Source organism: Roseovarius maritimus (genome assembly GCF_043355895.2).
In the GTDB taxonomy this organism is placed as follows: Bacteria; Pseudomonadota; Alphaproteobacteria; order Rhodobacterales; family Rhodobacteraceae; genus Roseovarius; species Roseovarius maritimus.
The window spans coordinates 895,168-910,498 of record NZ_JBHFPF020000001.1; the positions used below are offsets into that span (position 1 = coordinate 895,168).

14 protein-coding genes are annotated in these 15,331 nt (G+C 64.5%); 4 read left to right on the plus strand and 10 right to left on the minus strand.

The features are described from left to right. Window positions 1-6 precede the first annotated feature (6 nt). Window positions 7-726: a hypothetical protein gene (locus ACEWPM_RS04425; protein WP_393963443.1), complete on the minus strand. Its 720-nt coding sequence runs from the start codon at window positions 724-726 to the stop codon at window positions 7-9. Between the two features lie 267 nt (window positions 727-993). Between ACEWPM_RS04425 and ACEWPM_RS04430 the strand changes: the two genes are divergently transcribed. The 3 genes from ACEWPM_RS04430 to ACEWPM_RS04440 are packed head-to-tail and all read left to right on the plus strand — an operon-like array spanning window position 994 to window position 6,609. Next, on the plus strand, window positions 994-2,253 hold the full coding sequence (locus ACEWPM_RS04430) for an efflux RND transporter periplasmic adaptor subunit (protein WP_393963442.1): 1,260 nt from the start codon (window positions 994-996) through the stop codon (window positions 2,251-2,253). Then, window positions 2,250-6,095: an efflux RND transporter permease subunit gene (locus ACEWPM_RS04435; RefSeq protein ID WP_393963441.1), complete on the plus strand. Its 3,846-nt coding sequence runs from the start codon at window positions 2,250-2,252 to the stop codon at window positions 6,093-6,095. The genes ACEWPM_RS04430 and ACEWPM_RS04435 overlap by 4 nt, the downstream gene beginning before the upstream one ends. Window positions 6,096-6,150: 55 nt before the next feature. Then, window positions 6,151-6,609: a VPEID-CTERM sorting domain-containing protein gene (locus ACEWPM_RS04440; RefSeq protein ID WP_393963440.1), complete on the plus strand. Its 459-nt coding sequence runs from the start codon at window positions 6,151-6,153 to the stop codon at window positions 6,607-6,609. 63 nt (window positions 6,610-6,672) lie between these two features. Here ACEWPM_RS04440 and ACEWPM_RS04445 read toward each other — a convergent pair whose 3' ends face one another. From ACEWPM_RS04445 to ACEWPM_RS04465, 5 genes are all read right to left on the minus strand, one after another. Then, window positions 6,673-6,945, minus strand: coding sequence for a CPBP family glutamic-type intramembrane protease (locus ACEWPM_RS04445; protein ID WP_393963439.1), 273 nt, complete (start codon window positions 6,943-6,945; stop codon window positions 6,673-6,675). After that, the gene (gene xrtE, locus ACEWPM_RS04450) at window positions 6,887-8,287 is read right to left on the minus strand and encodes an exosortase E/protease, VPEID-CTERM system (RefSeq protein WP_420767998.1); all 1,401 of its coding nucleotides are present in this window, start codon (window positions 8,285-8,287) and stop codon (window positions 6,887-6,889) included. Before xrtE ends, ACEWPM_RS04445 begins: the two co-directional genes overlap by 59 nt. An 81-nt stretch (window positions 8,288-8,368) precedes the next feature. Continuing rightward, the gene (locus ACEWPM_RS04455; protein WP_393963438.1) at window positions 8,369-8,710 is read right to left on the minus strand and encodes a hypothetical protein; all 342 of its coding nucleotides are present in this window, start codon (window positions 8,708-8,710) and stop codon (window positions 8,369-8,371) included. Continuing rightward, the gene (locus ACEWPM_RS04460) at window positions 8,710-10,527 is read right to left on the minus strand and encodes an ABCB family ABC transporter ATP-binding protein/permease (RefSeq protein ID WP_393963437.1); all 1,818 of its coding nucleotides are present in this window, start codon (window positions 10,525-10,527) and stop codon (window positions 8,710-8,712) included. Before ACEWPM_RS04460 ends, ACEWPM_RS04455 begins: the two co-directional genes overlap by 1 nt. A 134-nt stretch (window positions 10,528-10,661) precedes the next feature. After that, the gene (locus tag ACEWPM_RS04465; RefSeq protein ID WP_393963436.1) at window positions 10,662-12,134 is read right to left on the minus strand and encodes a LysM peptidoglycan-binding domain-containing protein; all 1,473 of its coding nucleotides are present in this window, start codon (window positions 12,132-12,134) and stop codon (window positions 10,662-10,664) included. 152 nt (window positions 12,135-12,286) lie between these two features. Here ACEWPM_RS04465 and ACEWPM_RS04470 point away from each other — a divergent pair, with 152 nt between their 5' ends. Then, the gene (locus ACEWPM_RS04470; protein WP_393963435.1) at window positions 12,287-12,859 is read left to right on the plus strand and encodes an LOG family protein; all 573 of its coding nucleotides are present in this window, start codon (window positions 12,287-12,289) and stop codon (window positions 12,857-12,859) included. On the opposite strand, the gene rarD is transcribed toward ACEWPM_RS04470, so the two are convergent. The 4 genes from rarD to ACEWPM_RS04490 form a co-directional block, all read right to left on the minus strand. Beyond that, window positions 12,778-13,695, minus strand: coding sequence for an EamA family transporter RarD (gene rarD, locus ACEWPM_RS04475; RefSeq protein ID WP_393963434.1), 918 nt, complete (start codon window positions 13,693-13,695; stop codon window positions 12,778-12,780). The genes ACEWPM_RS04470 and rarD overlap by 82 nt on opposite strands. Before the next feature lie 109 nt (window positions 13,696-13,804). Next, on the minus strand, window positions 13,805-14,260 hold the full coding sequence (locus ACEWPM_RS04480; RefSeq protein ID WP_393963433.1) for a baeRF12 domain-containing protein: 456 nt from the start codon (window positions 14,258-14,260) through the stop codon (window positions 13,805-13,807). Then, window positions 14,261-14,482: a hypothetical protein gene (locus ACEWPM_RS04485; RefSeq protein WP_393963432.1), complete on the minus strand. Its 222-nt coding sequence runs from the start codon at window positions 14,480-14,482 to the stop codon at window positions 14,261-14,263. 130 nt (window positions 14,483-14,612) lie between these two features. After that, entirely contained in the window at window positions 14,613-15,212 is a 600-nt protein-coding gene (locus tag ACEWPM_RS04490; protein ID WP_393963431.1) for a superoxide dismutase, read from the minus strand. Window positions 15,213-15,331 lie beyond the last annotated feature (119 nt).

Genomic DNA, 15,331 nt, shown 5'->3' on the forward strand with positions numbered 1-15,331 from the left:
CGCCACTCACTCGCTGGCGTCTGTATTCACCGCATCGCCTGCCGACTCGGCGGGCGCGCTGGCTGCGCTGCCGTCCGGCACGACCGGCTCGCCGCCCAGCGCAACAATCACTTGTGTCGCCCGGCGGCGCAAGCCCGGCGTTGCCTCGGCATCCGCAGAGATGGCATTGAGCCGCTCGATCGCCGCCGCCTCATTGCCCGCCTCGATCTCGAGATAGGCCAGTTGTTCTTCGGCCAAGAGGCGGATCACACCGCCGCCCAGCGCCAATTCTTCCAGCCGGGCTCGGCGTGTCTCTGCATCCATGCCGTTTTCGGAGATCATCACCGCCTTCAGCGTGGCGATCTGGCGATAGACCGGCGTGATATCCGTCATCTTCGCAATGCCCATCAGGCGCTCGGACGCGCCTTTCGGGTCGTCCTGCAACGCCTCGGCCGCGGCCATCATCTGGAGGACCGCCGCACTGCCCGGCCCGGCAGGCTCTACCGCGCTCAGGGCATCCGCCCGCGCGCTGCGGTCTTCGGTCTCGAGCGCGGCCAGCATCGCATCGCCCAACGCCTCAGCCTCGGCGCGCTCCTGCGCCTTGCGCCATTCGTTATAGGCTGCGCCGCCCACCAAAATCAGGACGGCCAGGATCGCGATCCAGCCATAGCGGCGCATGATGGCAAAGAGACGGTCGCGGCGGACCTCCTCGCTCACCTCTTCGATGAAACTGTCGTTATTGCTCACGGGAGGGGCGCCTGCCTTGACTTACTGCGGTTTTCCCCCTCTTAGCCGTTCATTGGGCGCGTGCCAAGGGCCGCCTCGCCCGGTGCAAACCCAGCCCTATGGCCGCGAGTGCGGGCAGAAATCCGCCCGGCCAGTACAGAAAAGAAATCTGAACCCGCAAGTTTAGCGTATCCTCTTGCATTACCACCCCTGCATGCGGCGCAAACAGAACCATGACGCGGGGCAATTTATGCGCTAATAGCGCCATGAGTGCCTGAGAGGACTTGCATGCGACTGTTTTCGATCCTCGCCGCAATCGTCGCGGCCCTGATGATATATGCCTTCGTGTTCGAGCGCGACTGGCTGATGGCAACGCTCGCCCGTGACGAAGGCGGCGCGCAGAGCGCCGAGACGGAGCCCGCCTCGGAAGGGACCGCGCAAGGCCCCGTCAGCGTCGTTGCCATCCACAGCCGCGCGCAGACCATCGACAGTGCCGTTATACTGCGCGGCCAGACCGAAGCGCAAAGGCAGGTCGATGTGCGCGCCGAAACATCCGGGCGCATCGTGTCCGAGCCGCTGCGCAAGGGCGCCTTTGTCGAGGCGGGGCAGTTGTTGTGTCGGCTTGATCCCGGCACACGCGAGGCCGCGTTGGCCGAGGCCGAGGCCCGCCGCGCCGAGGCCGAAACGCGCATCCCCGAGGCCGAGGCAAGGCTGGCCGAGGCCGAGGCGTTGCTGGCCGAGGCCGAGATAAACGACACCGCCGCGTCGCGGCTAAGCGAGAGCGGATTTGCATCCGATACCCGCGTAGCCAGCACGCGCGCCGCGCTCAGTTCAGGCAAGGCCAGCGTTCAGGCGGCTAAATCGGGGCTGGATGCGGCCCGCACCGGAATTCAGGCCGCCGATGCCACCGTCGCCGCCGCCCGCGAAGAGCTGGCCCGGCTTGAAATCGCGGCGCCCTTCGCGGGCCTGCTGGAGTCCGACACCGCCGAGCTGGGCAGCCTGCTGCAGCCCGGATCGCTCTGCGCGACGGTCATCCAGCTGGACCCGATCAAGCTGACCGGCTTTGTGCCCGAAACCGAGGTGGACCGGATCGAGATTGGCGCCGAGGCGGGCGCGCGCCTTGTTTCGGGGCGCGAGGTGGGCGGCAAGGTGACCTTCCTGTCGCGCTCGGCTGATCCCGAAACGCGCACCTTCCGCGTTGAGATCACTGTGCCCAACCCGGATCTGACCCTGCGCGACGGCCAGACGGCGGAAATTGCCATCACGTCCGACGGGACCAGCGCGCATCTGCTGCCGCAATCAGCGCTGACGCTGAACGATGCCGGCATTCTGGGCGTGCGCACCGTCGCCGCGGGCGAGGCCGATTTTGTGCCGATCACCCTGATGCGCGATACACCGGACGGCGTCTGGCTGTCCGGCCTGCCGGAGGCGGTAGACATCATTGTGATCGGGCAGGAATACGTGATCGAGGGCGTGCCGGTCGAGGCCAGCTTTGACGATGGTGCCGCCGCCGCGCCGCACGGCGCGCAGCCGGAGGCGATCCAGTGACCGGCATCGTCGACTGGGCCGCGCAGCGCGCGCGGATGGTCCTTGCCTTCATCGTGCTCAGCCTTCTGGCCGGGGGCCTTGCCTATACCACTCTGCCCAAGGAGGGCGAGCCGGATATCGAGATTCCCGCGCTTTTCGTCTCGGTTCCCTTCCCCGGCATTTCCGCCGAAGATAGCGAAAAGCTGCTGGTCAAGGTCATGGAGACCGAGCTGAGCGATCTGGACGGGCTCAAGGATATGTCCAGTACCGCGGCCGAGAATTACGCCGGTGTCGCGCTGGAATTCGAATTCGGCTGGGACAAATCCGCCATCATGGCCGATGTGCGCGACGCGATGAGCGCGGCAGAGGCCAAATTCCCCGACGGGGCCGAGAAATATTCGCTGAACGAGATCAATTTCAGCGAATTTCCCATCATCATCGTCAACCTCACAGGCGATGTGCCCGAACGCACGATGGCGCAGGTCGCCGATGATCTCCAGGACCGGCTGGAATCGCTCGAACCCATTCTGGAGGCGGGCATCGCGGGCAAGCGCGACGAGCTGGTCGAGGTGCTCATCGACCCGCTGCGTCTTGAATCCTACGATGTCACGGCGGGCGATCTGCTGAATGCTGTCAGCAACAACAACCTGCTGATCGCGGCAGGCGAGGTGCGCAGCGAGGGCGGCGCGTTCTCGGTCAAGATCCCCTCCTCTTTCGACGACACGCGCGATATCTACGCCCTGCCCGTCAAGGTGAACGGCAACCGTGTCGTGACGCTGGGCGATGTGGCGCGGATCAACCTGACCTTCGAGGACCGCCTCGGCACCGCCCGGTTCAACGGGCAGAACACCGTCGCGCTGCAGGTGGTCAAGCGCAAGGGCTTCAACATCATCGACACCGCCGAGTTGGTCCGCGCCACCGTGGCCAAGGCGCGCAGCCGCTGGCCCGAAGGGCTGAAGGCCGCCGTCGAGGTGGGCACCTCGAACGATCAGTCGCGCACCGTGGATTCGATGGTCAGCCAGTTGGAGGGATCGGTTCTAACCGCCATCGCATTGGTGATGATCGTGATGCTTGCGACCCTTGGGATCCGCCCGGCGCTTCTGGTGGGGTTTGCCATTCCCACGTCATTCCTGCTTTGTTTTGCACTGATGGCCGTCATGGGCATTACAATTTCGAACATCGTGATGTTCGGCCTCATCCTTGCTGTCGGGATGCTGGTCGATGGTGCCATCGTCGTCGTCGAATATGCCGATCGCCGGATCGACGAAGGGTCGGGGCCGATGACGGCCTATGTGGAGGCGGCCAAGCGCATGTTCTGGCCAGTCGTCAGTTCGACCGCGACGACGCTTTGTGCATTCCTGCCCATGCTCTTCTGGCCAGGCGTTCCGGGGCAGTTCATGGGGATGCTGCCCGTCACCCTGATCTTCGTGCTCTCGGCCTCGCTGCTCGTCGCGCTGGTCTATCTGCCGGTGCTGGGCGGCGTCACGGGTCGGCTGGAAAACTGGGTCGCCGCGCGACTCGATCAGATCGCCACCGGCTGGTGGGTCTGGCATTTGGCGCTCTTTCCGCTTGCCGTACTGGCGGTGGGGGCGGCAGGGGCTGGCATACCCTCCCTCCTGGACCTGATCCGTGGAATGTTCGGCACGCTCGACATGAACGCGATCCTCGGCTCGGTCGTGCCGACGCTGGCGTGGGCGTTTCTTCTGGCGCTTGCCACTGCCGTGCTGGCGGGGATGGGAGTGGCCGGGGTGACGGCGATCCTGCTGGGCCTCATGGCGCTGTGGCGGCGCATCGCCAATGGCGCACGCTGGCTGGGACGCAGCATGACGCCCCGCGCCTTCCGCCGTGCGCCGCGCGCCGTGCGCTCGGGCCATCGGCGCAGCCCGTTCGGCTGGGTGATCCATGCTATCGTCGCCAATCCGGTGATGCCCCTGGTGGCTTTCGGCACCATCTTCGTCATCGTCGGCACCACGCTGATCTTCTACATCAAGAACAACAATGGCACCGAGTTCTTCGTCGAATCCGAACCCGAGCAGGCCATCGTCTATGTCCGCGCGCGCGGGAATCTTTCGATCGAGCAGAACGATGCTCTGGTTGGCCAGGTCGAGGATATCGTGCTGGCGCAGACGGGCGTCGCGTCGGCCTTTGCCTTTGCCGGCGATGGCGGGCTGAACAACAACACCGGCGGCGCGCAACCGCCGCTCGACACGATCGGGCAGGTCCAGTTCGAGACAACCCCCTGGGACGAGCGCGGCACGATCACGCAGCCGTGGCTCTGGGGTCTGTGGGACCGCGAGATCAGCGACCCGGCGGTGGACGGCGACAAGATCATCGAGGAGCTGACCGCCAAGCTGGCCCGCATCCCCGGCATCAAGACCGAGATCCTCGGCCAGACCGGTGGCCCGGCCTCGGCCAAGCCCGTGCATCTGCGCCTCAAGGGCGACAACTGGCAGGATCTGCAGGCCGCGACCGCGCTGGCACGCGCGAAGTTCGAACGCACACCCGGCCTGACCCTGATCGAGGATACGCTGCCCCTGCCCGGCATCGACTGGCAGATAGACGTGGATGTCGAGAAGGCAGGCCAGTTCGGCGCGGATGTGGCGACAGTGGGCGCGATGGTGCAACTGGTCACGCGCGGCCTGACGCTGGGCGAGATGCGCGTGCCTTCCTCTGACGAGGAGATCGACATCCGCGTGCGCCTGCCCGAGGCCGACCGGGTGCTCAGCACGCTCGATTCGCTAAAGGTGCGCACGAATGAGGGGCTGGTGCCGCTCTCCAACTTCATCGCCCGTCAGCCGGTGCCCAAGCTGGCCCAGATCGACCGGATCGACCAGACGCGCTATTTCGACGTCAAGGCCGGCGTCGTGGCGGGCGGGACGGTCACCCGCTTCGGGGCCGATGGCACCGAGACCACGCGGCCACTGACTGCAAATGAGCGGATCGAGTTTCTGACCGAATGGCTCGAGTCGGACGCGCTGCCGGCCTCGGTCAGCTATGAATGGACCGGTGATCAGGAGGATCAGGAGGAATCCGGCGCCTTCCTGATGAAGGCTTTTGCAGGCGCGCTCGGCCTCATGTTCATCATCCTCTTGGCGCAGTTCAACAGCGTCTATAACGCGGTACTGGTCCTGCTGGCGGTGATCCTCAGCACCACGGGCGTTCTGATCGGGATGCTGGTGATGGGTCAGACCTTCTCGATCATCATGACCGGCACGGGCATCGTCGCACTGGCGGGGATCGTGGTGAACAACAACATCGTTCTCATTGATACCTATCAGGAATTCAGCCGCTACATGCCCCGGATCGAGGCGATCACGCGCACCGCAGAGGCGCGGATCAGGCCGGTTCTTCTGACGACGATCACCACCATGGCGGGCCTCGCGCCGATGATGTTCGGCCTCAGTCTCGATTTCGCAAATGGCGGCTACAGCTTTGACAGCCCCACCGCGCTCTGGTGGAAGCAGCTGGCGACGGCGGTGGTTTTCGGCCTCGGCATCGCCACGGTGCTGACGCTGATCTTCACCCCCTCGATGCTGGCGCTGCGGGTCTGGCTGGGCACCTATGCGGGCTGGCTGGCGCGGGCGCTGGCAGCCCTCTCGATGGGGCGGGCCAGCCGCGCGGCGCAAGACTGGTCCCTGCAACGTGCGGCGCGCCGTGTGCGTGCGCCCGAGATCATCTGGGAAGAGAATGGCAGCGCCACCGACCCCCTTGATGACAGCTATATGGAGACCGCCGAGAGCGATCTGAGCCTTGACGATCTCAAGCGTATCATCTCAGTGCGTGATGCTGGCGATAGTGACGCTGAGAGCGATCCGAACGATGATGCAAACAACACACGCAAACCATTGCGCGCGGCGGAATAACCCGCGTGCCATTGGCCTCTCGCACTCCGAACCAAGCCGATTCGGCCTTACCCGCGTGGATCTGAAGCGTTTCGACCCGCATGTAGATACGCCGCTGGCTCGGAATTACGGCACAATCGCGCCCTATTGTCTGCATGGACAAGACATTTCCAGCTTAGCGGCCCGGCTGTTTCCAATCCGGGCTGCAAAATGGAAAAAATGTGGCGCAAATGTGCAAATGCTTGTATCAGCTATAGGTGTTTCCTGGTTCCGAGGTGTGGTGATGAAATCTCTGTATAAAATCGTTCCGGCCTCGGCCGCTTTCTTGATGTTCAGCTCAGTCTCCGCCTCCGCGCAGGATCGCCGCTCGTGGTTCAACAACTGGCTGGAAAATATTCTGGGTCAGATCGGATGGGGAAATCAGACACCTGCCCATAACGTACCGGAAATCGACGCATCGTCGGGCCTGATGGCGGTGGCGGCCGTGCTGGCCGCTTTGCTGCTTACATGGGAAATTCGCCGTCGCAGAGGCTGACGCATCGGATGCGTCGAACTTTCAAGGCCGCCCTTCGGAGGCGGCCTTTTGCTTTACTAAAGATCAGATCAGCGACCAGTCTCCATACCAGAGCGCAGCCGCCGCGATGACACTGTTCGCCGCCGCATGGGCGACCACCGCATCCACCAGGCAACGGCGGCGCAGATAGATCAGGCCAAAGACGACGCCCGCCAGCCCCGCCGCGACCCAGCGTCCATGCAGCAAGGCAAAAAGCGCCGACGATACGGCGATGCCCGCGATTTTCCACAGCACGCTGTCATTCGCGAGCCGTGCCAACACGTAGCCGCGAAAGAACGCCTCCTCGATAATGGGCACGAACAGTGCCGTGCCGATCACGCGCAGCGCCACCCAAACTGCCAGCGCACCCCCAACGAGCGCGGGGGTAGACCCACCCCCGGTCCGCCAGCGCCAGCCAGATCGCGCCGACCGCCAGACCCGCGCCGATGCTAAGGGCCGAGGGCGCGCAGACCATCGCCGCCAAGGGCCGCCGCATCCACCAGAGCGCAGCCGCCATCGCTGCTACCTGCCAGGGGTAGGCCAGCGCGGGATCGGTCCAGAATGTTTGCGCCACGACCCCCGAGGCCATGAAGATCACGAAGGGCAGGATCAGCGCCGCCATCTCATCGCCCGATAGCAGGGTTCCGCGCTCCTGCCCCGCCGCGCGGTGTAACCAGCGCAGCCGCGAGGAGGTGACCAGCACCACCAGCGCCAGCGCAGTGAAGAAAAGCCACCCGGCAAAGCTGTGAAACCCGCCTACCGCCAGATCGGGCGATACATGCGCGCCGATCCAGATCAACGCCGCAATGCGCAGCACATTGAGCACCCAGCTGAGCAGCAGCGCCACGGGCCAGATGATGGCCCAGAACCGTCCCATGCGAAGCATATCGCGAAAAAGCCAGGCATATAGGGCCAGAAACGCGGTGATCAGCGCAAATCCCTCGACGCCCGAACAGCTGTCGGCAATCGCCACGACAAACCCGCCGACGCCCAGTATCTGGGTCGATGGATCGCCCACCGGCGTCTCGCCCAGCAGCCACAAGAGGGCGGCGACACCGGCAAAGGTGATTTCCGTCAGGCGCTGCCAATACCAGAGAGGGCCCGCCGCATCGGCCAACATGGGCAGTAACAACGCCCCGGCGACCAGCATCGCCAGAACGCGCGCGCGGCCGCGCATCCAGTCGCGCCATGCCTGCGCCGGGGCCAGCCAGAACAGTGCCCCGATAGCGGCGATGACCCCGCCCACCGCAAGAAAAGCGAATACCACCGCAAACGCATCGTTGAACGCGGTTTGCGGGAGGATCAGCAAAGGCAGCACCATCAGCGTCGCCCCTGCCCCGTGCAGAATAAGCCAGCGCGCATCCTGCGCAGGCCGGCTCAGCATCTGGCCAAGCGCCCGGCGTGCGGGCGTGGCGGCCCACAGATAGATCCCCAGCAGCGCGGCGAGGCAGATCAGGCTGATCGCCGCACCCCGCAGGCCGCGGCAGGCAGCTTCCATGCCGGTGAGGCGGCACTCGATCGGCGTTGCCAGTTGGAAAATTAGCGCCAGTGCGATCAGTTCGCCAACGAACAATGCGGGCAAGAGCAGCGCGCGCGCGGTCATTTGCGGCACGCACGGCGCCCTGAATGTATCGTCACCGGAGACTGGATCGTTGGACATACGTCATCCATGCCACAGATATCTGCCCAAAACATGGCAAAGTGGCAAAAAATCGTGGGTGTTCTGGCTACACGGCACGGTCTAGCTCCCGCGCTGGCGATCTGCTTTGCTCAGTGCATTCCACCAGTCCGCGTAGCTGGAGTTCTTGGGGTTAAACCCTCCCTCATCGGGTGCCTCATCACTCCACCAGACAGGGCCACGCTCGCCCAGCGCGCGCTTGGCCGCGTCCACGCCCGCGCGGGCGTCCGCCTCGGCCGCGGCATCATCTTTAGCGAGCTGAACGGCGCGGCGCGCCCTCATCAGCGCCTTGATCGCCGCGCGCCTTTCGCTGTCGCCCAGCGACGGATCCGTGCAGCGCCAGAGCCGTCCGCGCGATACGAAATAGCGCCCGTCCGGCGTCTGTGGATAATCCTTTTGCGGCATCAGGCGGCCTCGTCCGATTGCTGCCGCGCCCAGAGGCCCGCATAGCGCCCGTCCCTTTCAAGCAGCTCGGCATGGCTGCCCTGCTCGACGATGCGGCCATCATCCAACACGACGATCCGGTCGGCATCCGCCACGGTGCTGAGCCGATGCGCGATGATCAGAACGGTGCGTCCCTGCCCCGCGCGGGCCAGCGCACCTTGAATGTCGCGCTCGGTCGCCGTGTCGAGGGCGCTGGTCGCCTCGTCCAGCAAGAGGATGGGCGGATCCTTGAGCAGCGTGCGCGCGATGCCGACGCGCTGCTTTTCCCCGCCCGACAGTTTCAGCCCCCGCTCGCCCACCGGGGTGTCATAGCCATCGGGCAACGAGGTGATGAAGTCATGAATCGATGCCGCCTTGGCCGCCGCAATCACCTCATCCTGGGCGGCGCCGCCGCGCCCATAGGCGATGTTGTAGCCGATGGTATCGTTGAAAAGGACGGTATCCTGCGGCACCACGCCGATGGCGTCATGGAGGCTCTGCTGCGTTACGCCGCGAATGTCCTGCCCGTCAATACAGAACGCGCCGGCGCTGACATCGTAGAAGCGAAAGAGCAGCCGTCCGATAGTGGATTTACCCGACCCTGTGGGGCCAACTATGGCGACGGTCTGGCCCGGCTCGGCGGTGAGGGTGATGCCCTTGAGGATCTCGCGGGCGGAATCATAGCCAAAATGCACGTCGCGCAGCTCGATCCTGCCACCATTCACCTCCAACGGCGCCGCATCCGACTTGTCCGTGACGTCCGGCGCCTGATCCAGCAGGCCGAACATCTCGCCCATATCGACGAGCGACTGACGTATCTCGCGGTAGACGGTGCCGAGGAAGTTGAGCGGCATGGTGATCTGGATCATGTAGGCGTTAACCATAACGAAATCGCCCACAGTCAGCGTTCCGTTCTGCACGCCGATGGCGGCCATCACCATGACGATGACAAGCCCCGAGGTGATCAGCAGCGACTGACCGAAATTCAGAAAGGACAGCGAATAGGAGGTGCGGATCGCCGCGCGTTCATATCCCTCCATGGCGGCATCATAGCGATCGGCCTCGCGATCCTCGGCACCGAAATACTTGACCGTCTCGTAATTCAGCAGGCTGTCGATCGCCTTTTGATTGGCGTCGGTATCGCTCTCATTCATCTGGCGGCGCAGTTTCACGCGCCACTCGGTCACCTTGAAGGTGAAGGCCACATAAAGCGCGATGACAACAACGACGACGACAAGATACCAGAAATCAAATGCGGCCCAAAGGACAACGCCGACGAGGAACAGCTCGAGGATGAGCGGGAAAATCGAGAAGATCAGGAAGCGCAGCAGGAAGTCGACGCCCTTGACGCCCCGCTCGATGATGCGGCTGAGCCCTCCGGTCTTGCGCGTGATATGGTAGCGCATCGACATGCGGTGGATGTGCCGGAAGGTACGCAGCGCCACCTTGCGCAGCGCCCGCTGGCCCACGGGCGCGAAAAGCGCATCACGCATCTGTTGCAGACCGGTATTCATCAGGCGCGCAATGCCATACGCCACCGTCAGCCCGATCGCCCCCGCGCCCAGTGTCCAGGCCGCGTCCGCCGTCCCCTCGCCCGAGAGTGTATCGACCGCCGCCTTGTAGAAAAACGGCGTGGCCACCGCGATCAGCTTGGCCGCGACCAGTGCGACCAGCGCCAGGATCACGCGCCGTTTGACCCAGCCGCCCCCCTCCTTGGGCCAGATGTAGGGCGCAACGCGGATAATGGTCGCCCAGCCGGAGGCGGAATTCTGAGTGTCGGGCTGTGATGTCTGGCGCATGAAGGCCCCTTGCAGATGGCGAGGCGCTATATCTAGGCCGGGCCGGGCGAGATATCCAGTCAGGACGCGCAGGCGGCTGGCCGCAATGCACGGATTGCAACGGTGGGATCGAGTATTTTTGGAACCGTGAAAGCCTATTGCGGCAGCGTGAAGACCTGACCGGGATAGATCAGATCGGGGTCGCGGATACGGTCGGCGTTGGCCTCGAACACGCGCACATAGAGGATGCCCTCTCCATATGTCTCGCGCGAAATGGCCCAAAGCGTATTGCCCGGCTGCACCGTGACAGCGCGCACGGCTGGCTCGGGGACGGTGGTATCGGGCGCGGTGGCAGTCGGTGGCCCGGACGGCGGGTCGAGAGGATCGGCGGTACCGGCGGGCGCGGCGTCACCGGTCTGGTTCTGCAGCTGCGCCAGCAGGGCGCGGTCCTCGCGTTTGAACGGCGTCTCGACCCTGCTGGTGACGGTGCCCTCGGGGCTGACCTCGTCGATGCGCAGGGTATAGACGCCGGTATCGACCTGCGGCAACTGGGTGCGCCATGTGCCGGACCCGCTGATGCGCGAGGTCGTGATCGGCGTATTGTCCAGATAGACACGCACGAAGCCGCTGCCAGCCGCGCGACCCGAAAGCTGCACCTCGCCCGCACTCGAATAGCTGATCGCATCCAGGGCGACGCTGGACATGACCTGAGGCGCGGTGGCCAGTGTGCCGGGCGATTGCAGAACACGCACACCGCCAGCATCGGACATGAGGACCGTGGGGGTTGCGATGGCGCTTTTCTCGATCGGCTGAGGCTGGCCAAGCGCTGCCGCGACTTGCCCCGTCTCGGGGTTGGGGCCAGCGGCGATATCATCGGTGCCAGCAGGAGGCGGCGCTGCAGGGGCCGAGGCGCCAAGCTCGGGCGTCTCGCGGGAGGGCGGGCTTGCCTCACGGGTGTCTGCCGACGCTGTCTCGGCGCTGAACTCAGCGCTCTTCGGCGCATCCGGAGCGGCCTTGCGCGGCGTCCTCTCAGGCGCCCTTTGGGCAACCATATCGAGGTCAGGCTGACGCTCGGGCGCGGTTTGCGGAATAGGCGCGATGATAATCTCGGTTTCACCGATGACGGGCGCACCGCCCTCGGGGCTTGTCATGCGCAATGACAGCACCTGGGGCGCGGCACTCTGCGGCACGTCCACGAACTGCGCAAAGGCACCATCCGCGCCGGGCCGCGCTGCGGCAAGAGGCGCCCCGTCGAGCAGTAGCGCGACCTCCCAGCCGGCGGCGGCACGGCCTGCGACCAGGGCGCTGCCATCAGGCTCGAGCCGAAAGACGTCGATGCGGGGGGCGGCGGGCACGTCCGGCCCGGCCTGCGCCGGATCGGCTTCGGTGGTCTGGGCTTCGGTGGCCTGCTTATCCGCCGCTGGCGCCATCTCGGGCTGTGGCTGCGCGGCGGTGGCGTCAGGGTCAGGCGCGGGGGCAACCTCATCCGCGCGCGTCTCGGGCGGCACGCCATCCGTGCCACGTTGACCGATCACGCCCAGAAAGAGCGCGGCGAGAAACATAGCCACCAGCGCGCCCGCGCCGGCCCCCAACCAGACGCCAGAGCGTTTGCTTGCAGCGATGCTCATCCCCGGACCTCTTTCAAACGCACGATCGCATCCCTTCCATCCGGTATCTGACGCGCCGATATGGCCCGGACGCGGCTGCGCGCGGGTTGCCCGAGCGTAGCAACATGGGTAACACCCGTCAAAACTCTCCTGCGCGAAAGGGCCTTCCTGCCATGACCAGCCTCTCCATCTGTGTCTTTTGCGGCGCACGCGAAGGTGCGCGCCCGTCCTATGGCGCCGCCGCCGAAGCCATGGGCGCGGGTATCGCGCAGGCGGGCTGGCGATTGGTCTACGGGGCGGGCGATATCGGGCTGATGGGCCGCTGTGCGCGCGCGGCACTGGCCGAGGGGGGCGATCTGCTTGGCGTGATCCCGCAGCATCTGGTCGGGCTGGAGGCCAACGCCGATATCGCTGGCACCCGCGTGGTGACCGAGACGATGCATGAGCGCAAGAAGGTGATGTTCATGAATTGCGACGCCATCGCGCTGCTGCCGGGCGGGGGCGGATCGCTGGACGAACTTTTCGAGGTGCTGACTTGGCGGCAGCTGGGCCTGCACGACAAGCCGGTCGTGCTGATCGACGTTGACGGCTATTGGCAGCCGTTGATCGCGCTGCTCGAGCATGTGGTGCGCGAGGGTTTCGCCGGGTTGGACCTGTCGGAGGGCTATGTCGCCGTGCCCGACGTGCCCGCGGCCCTTGCCGCCCTGCGCGCGGCCCTGCCGCGGCGCAAGGACGTCGCGGTATAGATCGCCAGCGCGGTCCAGATGAGCGCAAAGGCCATCGCGTGCCAGAGGGTGAAGGCCTCGCGAAAGATCAGCGTCGCCACGAGGAACTGCAAGGTCGGGTTGAGGTATTGAACCAGCCCGACCGTGGCCAGCGACACCCGGCGCGTCGCGTAGGAAAAGAGGATCAGCGGGATCGCGGTGACGACCCCGGCAAAGATCAGCATGAAGGTGGTAAGGACATCCGTGCCAAAATGGCCCTGCCCCTGTGAGTGCACCACGGCAAGCCATGTCAGCGCGAAGGGCGAGAGCAACGCAACCTCGGCTGTGACGGAGACGACCGGGCCGGTCGCAAGGCTTTTCTTGACCACGCCATAAACGGCAAAGGACACCGCCAGCACCAGCGCGACCCAAGGCGCGACCTGCAGCCCGACCGACAGGATCGTGACCGCCAGCGTCGCCAGTCCGACCGAGATCAGCTGCGGGCGGTTCAGTTTCTCTCGGTAGAACACCGCACCGGCCAGAACGGCGGCGAGCGGAAAGATATAGTAGCCCAGTGAAGCCTGTGTCGCGTATCCAAAATGGATCGACGAGATGAAGACGAACCAGTTGAGTGAGATGACCAGCGCGGCAAGCGCCACGATGCCAAAGGTGCGTGGGGTATTCATCGCCGCAGGAAGTGCGCGCAAACGCCCCTGAACAGCGAGGATACCGAGGAAGAAGATTAAGCCCCAGAACGTGCGATGGCTGAGAATTTCGATGGGGGGCACATGATCGAGCAGCTTGTAATAGATGCCCGACAGGCCCCAAACCGTACAGGCCCCGATCATGGCCAGGACGCCCTTGGCCTCGTCAGTCATTGGATCGGCCCTTTCCGGCTTTGGCTTACCGGTGATGCATAGCCGAGCGCGCGAGCGTACGGAAGGGGGCGAAATGCAGGCGACACTTGGGCCGCCTGCACCTCGGGGCTTACATCTTGGCCAGATCCGCCTTGACCATCTGTTCGACCTTGTCGAGCGGATGGTTCGTCAGATCCTTGTCGATCTCGGCGATCACCTTGTTCGTCACTTCTTGGTGCAACTCGCTGCGCAGCGCGCCAAGTGTCTTGGCTGCCGCGACGATCACGATTTGATCGAACGCGCCGCGATGCGCCTGCTTGTAAAGGCGATCGGCAAGGTCCGAGGCAAAGCGTTCCTTGGCCAGCTCGTGCCAGTCGGTGTCGTCGAAGGCCGAGCGATGGCCCACGCCATCGTCCTTCATGCGACCGGGCCGATTGGCCGATTGGTCGATATCCTTGGGATTGTCCTGCTCGTCGATGCGCACAACGTTGAGGTCGGGTGCCTCGGCATCGCCGTCATTGCGCAAAAACAGCGCCTTTTCCCCGTCGCAGATCAGCACCCATGTGCCTGGTTTGAGTTCGGCCATTTACCTATTCTCCTCGGGGGCGTGTCCGGTTTCGCGGCTGTCCTGCCCGGTGACGCGGGTCGCGCCAGCCGGCTTTTCCTTGGCGCGTTTTTCCTCGTCGCGGGTGGCGACGCGGCGCTCGATATCGCCACCCTGGCGACCTTTCTGGTCGATGTCGGCGGCTTCGCCGATAATCTCCTCGGTTTCGCGGGTTCCATCCTTGGAGCGATGACGCTCTGCCATGGTATCCTCCTTTCGCGTTGACGTCTGTAAGAAAACGGAGGGGTGCGGGCGCGGGTTCCGCGCGGCGGACGAAAAAGCCCCCGGCGGAGCGATCCACCGGGGGCTGACTGATTTCGCGATGTCGCCGGGATTACATGCGGCTTGCGACGTTTTCCCAGTTCACCAGCTTGTTCAGGAAGTTGTCGAGATAGGCCGGACGCTTGTTGCGGAAGTCGATGTAATAGGAATGCTCCCACACATCGCAACCCAGAAGCGCGGTCTGACCGAAGCAGACGGGGTTCACACCGTTCTCGGTCTTGGTCACCTTGAGGCTGCCATCCTTGTCTTTGACCAGCCATGCCCAGCCCGAGCCGAACTGACCGGCGCCTGCGGCAGAGAATTCCTTCTTGAAGTCATCGACGCTGCCGAAGCTGTCCTTCAGGGCCTTTTCGACCTCGGAGGGCATCTTGCTCTCGCCGGGGCTCATCATTTCCCAGAACTGGTTGTGGTTCCACAGCTGGCTGATGTTGTTGAAGATCCCCGACTGCGCAACGGCGTTCTTGTCGTAGGTGCCCTTGATGATTTCCTCGAGGGTCTTTCCCTCCCACTCGGTGCCCGAAATCGCCTTGTTGCCGTTGTCGACATAGGCCTTGTGGTGGATGTCGTGGTGGTATTCCAGCGTTTCGCGGCTCATGCCGTTATCGGCCAGTGCGTCGTGCGAATAAGGAAGATCGGGAAGTTGGAATGTCATGGGTCTGCCCCCTTTAAGTGGAAAATCTCTACGGCCCCTAGATGGTAGCCTTGGAGGGAGAACGTCAAGGGCGCGGCGCGAGTTCCGCGCCGCGCCCCATCAGATAACTGCCCCGGCGC

What these genes read in the sequence shown, in the direction of transcription:
- ACEWPM_RS04430 (WP_393963442.1), top strand. Translation starts at nt 994, where the DNA reads ATGCGACTGTTTTCGATCCTCGCCGCAATCGTCGCGGCCCTGATGATA.
- ACEWPM_RS04490 (WP_393963431.1), bottom strand. Translation starts at nt 15,212, where the DNA reads ATGACATTCCAACTTCCCGATCTTCCTTATTCGCACGACGCACTGGCC.
- ACEWPM_RS04455 (WP_393963438.1), bottom strand. Translation starts at nt 8,710, where the DNA reads ATGCCGCAAAAGGATTATCCACAGACGCCGGACGGGCGCTATTTCGTA.
- ACEWPM_RS04485 (WP_393963432.1), bottom strand. Translation starts at nt 14,482, where the DNA reads ATGGCAGAGCGTCATCGCTCCAAGGATGGAACCCGCGAAACCGAGGAG.
- ACEWPM_RS04480 (WP_393963433.1), bottom strand. Translation starts at nt 14,260, where the DNA reads ATGGCCGAACTCAAACCAGGCACATGGGTGCTGATCTGCGACGGGGAA.
- ACEWPM_RS04465 (WP_393963436.1), bottom strand. Translation starts at nt 12,134, where the DNA reads ATGAGCATCGCTGCAAGCAAACGCTCTGGCGTCTGGTTGGGGGCCGGC.
- xrtE (WP_420767998.1), bottom strand. Translation starts at nt 8,287, where the DNA reads ATGTCCAACGATCCAGTCTCCGGTGACGATACATTCAGGGCGCCGTGC.
- ACEWPM_RS04460 (WP_393963437.1), bottom strand. Translation starts at nt 10,527, where the DNA reads ATGCGCCAGACATCACAGCCCGACACTCAGAATTCCGCCTCCGGCTGG.
- rarD (WP_393963434.1), bottom strand. Translation starts at nt 13,695, where the DNA reads ATGACTGACGAGGCCAAGGGCGTCCTGGCCATGATCGGGGCCTGTACG.
- ACEWPM_RS04470 (WP_393963435.1), top strand. Translation starts at nt 12,287, where the DNA reads ATGACCAGCCTCTCCATCTGTGTCTTTTGCGGCGCACGCGAAGGTGCG.